The 4,872-nt window shown below is 53.9% G+C and carries 5 protein-coding genes; 3 read left to right on the forward strand and 2 right to left on the reverse strand.

Annotated features, from left to right (window positions below):
* The first annotated feature begins 368 nt into the window (after nt 1–368).
* The 3 genes from Q4481_RS24475 to Q4481_RS24485 are packed head-to-tail and all read left to right on the forward strand — an operon-like array spanning nt 369 to nt 2,650.
* Nucleotides 369–1,325: a transglutaminase family protein gene (locus Q4481_RS24475; protein WP_304379046.1), complete on the forward strand. Its 957-nt coding sequence runs from the start codon at nt 369–371 to the stop codon at nt 1,323–1,325.
* Nucleotides 1,326–1,348: 23 nt separating this feature from the next.
* Nucleotides 1,349–2,182, forward strand: a complete 834-nt coding sequence (locus tag Q4481_RS24480) for a hypothetical protein (protein WP_304379047.1) — start codon at nt 1,349–1,351, stop codon at nt 2,180–2,182.
* 3 nt (nt 2,183–2,185) lie between these two features.
* Entirely contained in the window at nt 2,186–2,650 is a 465-nt protein-coding gene (locus Q4481_RS24485; protein WP_304379048.1) for a hypothetical protein, read from the forward strand.
* 67 nt (nt 2,651–2,717) lie between these two features.
* On the opposite strand, the gene Q4481_RS24490 is transcribed toward Q4481_RS24485, so the two are convergent.
* Nucleotides 2,718–3,539 (reverse strand): sulfite exporter TauE/SafE family protein, encoded by an 822-nt coding sequence (locus Q4481_RS24490; protein ID WP_304379050.1) that lies wholly within the window; start codon nt 3,537–3,539, stop codon nt 2,718–2,720.
* Between the two features lie 221 nt (nt 3,540–3,760).
* A protein-coding gene (locus tag Q4481_RS24495) for an IS630 family transposase (protein WP_304379049.1) occupies nt 3,761–4,704 on the reverse strand; the annotation gives its coding sequence in 2 pieces (ribosomal slippage) (nt 3,761–4,380 and nt 4,380–4,704; 945 coding nt in all).
* Nucleotides 4,705–4,872 lie beyond the last annotated feature (168 nt).

A 4,872-nucleotide genomic window follows, 5' to 3' on the forward strand; every position in this document is an offset into this window, starting at 1 on the left:
TTCTTCGTTGCATTCCTTCGCTCCAGTTTCATTGGAAACACCTTAACTCGGTGTCCATGAAACCGGCAGCAGGCCACAGAGCCAGCGTGTGTGGTGTGATCCTGCACCTCATGGATTGTTTCGAAGATGAAACAGCCCACCCATTCATGCCGGACTGAACTGATGGGGTGGATGCCCGCTTCGCGCTCGCCTATCGCCCAAAGCGAGGGCGCTCAATCACTCAACCCAATGTCCATTTGCAGCAACTCCGATATTAGCATCCCGCGATGCTGAAACAAAACTTCTAAATCCCGGCTATTGGCGGTGAGCACTCTTGACTTCGGCAATAGACGCCATCTACCAATGGTGGCAGCTCGCGGGAGTTGAGAATGCGATTGCTGTTGATTTTCATTGCCTTGGTTGCCTGCTTGACGGCGCCTGCCTCCGCCCGCGCTTTCGAGTTTCATAATATACAACTGGAAAGCCAGGTTGCGGCGCTGTTTCAGGGAAGCCGTGACATTGCTGAAATCAAGCTGACCATCGACCGCATGGTGGAGCCCGGCGTCGACGTTGCCGCCAACCTGCAAATCATCAATGGCATGGCGGCCGACCTCGAGCGGATGCGTGCCGAAGCCGGCGTGACCTCGGATCTCGACAAACTCGCCATCCTCCGGCGCTACATTTATGAACCAGGGCCCTGGAATGGTGGCAAAGCCTTTTCCTACGATCTTGATGATCCGATGGGTGTCAGGCCAGAAAACCGGTTGCTGTCCGACTATCTCGGCGACCGGCGCGGCAATTGCGTTTCCATGCCCATGCTGATGATGATCCTGGGCAATCGCATGGGCCTGCTAATGACATTGGCCGAAGCACCGCAGCATAGCCTGATCAAGTTTACAGATAGCGAGGGCCGAGAGTGGAACCTTGAAGCCACCAGTGGCGGTGGGTTTACGCGCGAAAGCCATTACCGCAAGGAAATGCCAAGTCTGACCGAGACTGCCATCAAGAACGGCGTTTATCTCCGGGGCCTGCCCCGTGATGAAATGATCGCAGGCGAAGTTTCCGGCATGCTCGTTGCCCATCTGATAGGGACGGGACGTCTGGAGGATGCGGTTGCGGTGTCCGACCAGCTCCTCACCAAGGCTCCCAAATCCATTCGGCTCAAACTGGCGCGTGCGAGCGTTTTGTCGTTGCTGCTCAAGCGGGACATTACTGACCGCTACAAAAGAATGAATGAAATGACACCGGATATCCGCGCCTATGCGGATGATCTCTACCGGCAAAACATGGCCGCGTTCGCCGAAGCCGAAGCTCTTGGCTGGCGGGAACCGGGCGGGAAATTTTAGGAATTTATGAGGGTACCATTAGAATGAAGCGTTGGGGAAGGTCGATATTCTCACGGTTTATGAGCTTGATGCTCGTGGCCTGCATGATGGCTGTGACGTTTGGCGCATCAGCCAATGCCCGGTTTATTTCGCCAGATACACTGGATCCAACCATCCCGGGCGTGGGCACGAATCGCTATGCGTATTCGGAAAACGATCCAATCAACAAAAGCGACTCTAACGGGCACCTGTATGACAATCTGGCAGACTATTTTAGCAGTCAAGCAGAAAGAGACGCCAATGCGGGAGCCGCTGCTGACGGTATACAGGACGCGCTCGATTATAACCAGAAACAGTATGATGAAGGAAAAATTGATGAATCACAGTATACCGTTAATAAGCAAGAGTATGAAAAACTAAGAGAATATGAGCTTGATCGCATAGGTCGCACAGATGAAGAGGTAAGACGCTCACTTATAGGAGCAACACTTCTAAACGCACTTTGGGGACTTAAAGCTCCAACAAAGGCTGCGGCAGAGGTAGAGGGGTTAGCTGCTGGACAGAATTCTGTTTATCGCTCAATTAACAAAGCTGGCGACATAGATTATGTTGGCATGACCAACGATTTCGGAAGACGAGCGGCAGAGCACCTTAGAGGTAAAGGAATCACAATTAGCCCAATTCCAGGTTTATCAAATTTAACAAGGGCACAAGCTAGAGCGGTTGAACAAGCACTTATTGTACACCATGGCTTGGCGAAAACTGGAGGGACATTAATGAATATAAGAAACGGCATCTCTCCTTCGGTTGCTGGTTACAATGCCTCTCTCCAAATGGGAAGGGATATTCTTCATAACATAGGTTATCCGGGGTTCTAGCTGATGAAGAAAGTTCCTAAAATAGGTGATGTGGTAGAATTTAAATCTGAGAGCGGGTACATATATGCCCACTACTCACATAAACATAAAACATTTGGGCCCTTGCTTCGGGTTTTTCGAGAAATAAGAAAAAAAAGACCTGAGAATTTCGATGTAATAGTTACTGAAACGCCTCAATATCTGGTTTTCTTTCCTTTACATGCGGCAGTGAAGCAAGGCGTTGTAGAAATTGTTGGGAATGCCTCCATTCCGTTGCAGGCCCAACCTTTCCCATTGTTTCGCAACGGAATTGCTGATCCAATCACAAAAAAAATAGATATTTGGTGGCTGTGGGACGGAGAAAAAGAGTGGCGGGTAGGAAAGCTTACAGAAGAGCAGAGAAAGCTATCTATGCTTCAAATTGTCAACGACACAGCTCTCATTGAGAGGGTCGAAGCAGGCTATAAGCCTGAAAACGACGGCTTCTGATTCAGGCTTGTTTTAAAATCTCATAAAAACCAGCGAGCATGACGCACGGCTGAATTCTTTCCATAATTCAAGATTTATGCAACGAATGCCGCCAAACCTTCCCAGCTGAAATCAGCAGAATAACTGCTAGAAGCGGGAGCAGCACAAAGGTTGGGATGACACCGAGAAGCCGCCCGCCGATGAAGGTGCCGACAACGGAACCAGCCGCCATCACGGCGACAAACAGGCGGTTTTTGCCGAGAATAGCAAAGCTGCTATCGCGGCTGTATCGGGTAAACCCGACCAGCATGGTTGGCAAGCTGACCGCCAGTGACAGGCTCCCCGCGAGCTTGATATCAGCGCCGAACAGCAGCACCAGCGTTGGAATCAGGAGTTCACCGCCTGCCACGCCAAGCAGGGAGGCAACAACCCCGATGCCAAATCCTGCAATGACCCCCGCGCCGAGCTGCAACGCGCCCGCGAGCAACGGTTGCCCTGCCCCGCTGGTATCATGCCCCAGCAGGAGGGCGGCTGCGATTGCCACCAGCAGCAGGGCAATTACCCTGTACAGCGTCTCGGACTTGAGGCGCGTTGCCCACCCTGCCCCGAACCATGCTCCTGCCAGACTACCAGCCAACAAGTTGACGATTATGGGCCAGTGGGCGGCCACATCTGTCCACGGCACCGTTGACGCGCGAAACGGCAGGGCCGTAGCGACCACAACAAGGCTCATGGCCTTGTTGAGAATAACCGCTTCCAGCGCCGCAAACTGAAACAAGCCAATAAGCAGCGGCAGGCGAAACTCTGCACCGCCAAGGCCGATGAGGCCCCCGAGCGCGCCGATGACAGCCCCGCCGCCAAAGGCAGCCGCATGACTTTTGGGGGCGGTATAGTTAGTAGCATCTGGCATGGCCGTTATATCCCACAGAATATCGCGTTTGATTAAGGGCTTATGATAGGAATGCAGGATGGCTGCAAGCGATGCGCCATCGGCAATAGCATGCTGCATAAGTCACGACTTTCGAAAGCCGCGCCAAATTCGGCATTTCGAGAAAAGCCAGGCATTGTAGGGGAGAGTATGCGCCTTACATCAGTAAAATGTAAGGCGCTGAAAGCTAGAGCGCGTCCACTTTACTCGGGGTCATATCCGCAGGATTTGAAGTAGTTGGCGCATTCTTGCGGCTCGAACAGCGTGACAATGTGGCCGACTGTATTCCATAAGCCCTCGACGGTCCGCTCGGCTTTGGCGCGCAAGACATTTTTGAGCTTGGCGAAGGCTTTCTCGATGGGGTTGAAGTCTGGACTGTAGGGCGGAAGGTAGAGTAACCGGCACCCTGCACCTTCGATTGCGAGACGCACCCCCTCCGTTTTGTGTGCCGGCAGGTTGTCCATGATGACGATGTCGCCCGGCACCAAGGTTGGAATGAGAACCTGTTCGACATAGGCCTGGAACGCGACGCCGTTCATCGCACCGTCGAGGACCATGGGTGCGGTCATGCCGGATAGCCTGAGCGCGCCGGCAAATGTCGTTGTCTTCCAGTGCCCGTGCGGGATCGGGGAGCGGCATCGATCTCCGCATAGGGCTCGTCCGCGAAGCCGGGACATCTTCGTGCTCAGGCCTGTTTCATCAATGAAGACGAGGCGCGCCGGATCGAGATCGAGCTGGCCGTCGAACCAGTCCTCGCGACGTTTCAGGAGGTCGGGACGCTCCTGCTCCAGTGCATGCGCGGTCTTTTTTTGAAAGTCCAGCCGCGCTTTCGCAGCCAGACATCAAGCGCACTACGGCCAATGGAAACGGCTCTCTCCTCATGCAATCGCAGGACCATCTCATTAAGCGTGATGTCCTTCGCCTCTTCGATCATGCCGAAGATGAAGTCCTCGTGAGTATCCAGGCGTGAGCCGCTGCGTCGGCCCTGCTTCGCTGGGGTCAACAGACCAGCTCGCGCACTCGCAATCCAGGCGATGGCTGTCGAAACCCCAATCCCAAATCGGGCTGCCGCTGAACGCGCCGACATGCCATCCCGCGACGCAGCCAGAACGCGGCTACGCAGATCATCACTGAAAGCCCGGGTCATATTGCCTCCGACCAAATCACCAGTCGAAGCGATGGAATCAGAATTCCGCGGACAAGGGAATCCTCAATGCGATTCCGCGTTCAATGGACGCGCTTGTCTTATGATTTCCGTGCTTCTTCGTGAGATAAAGAAGCGCCGGAGAGGACGGCCATCCTTCTCCGGCGATGG

This window comes from Fluviirhizobium alvei (assembly GCF_030551875.1).
Lineage (GTDB): Bacteria > Pseudomonadota > Alphaproteobacteria > Rhizobiales > Rhizobiaceae > Rhizobium_E > Rhizobium_E alvei.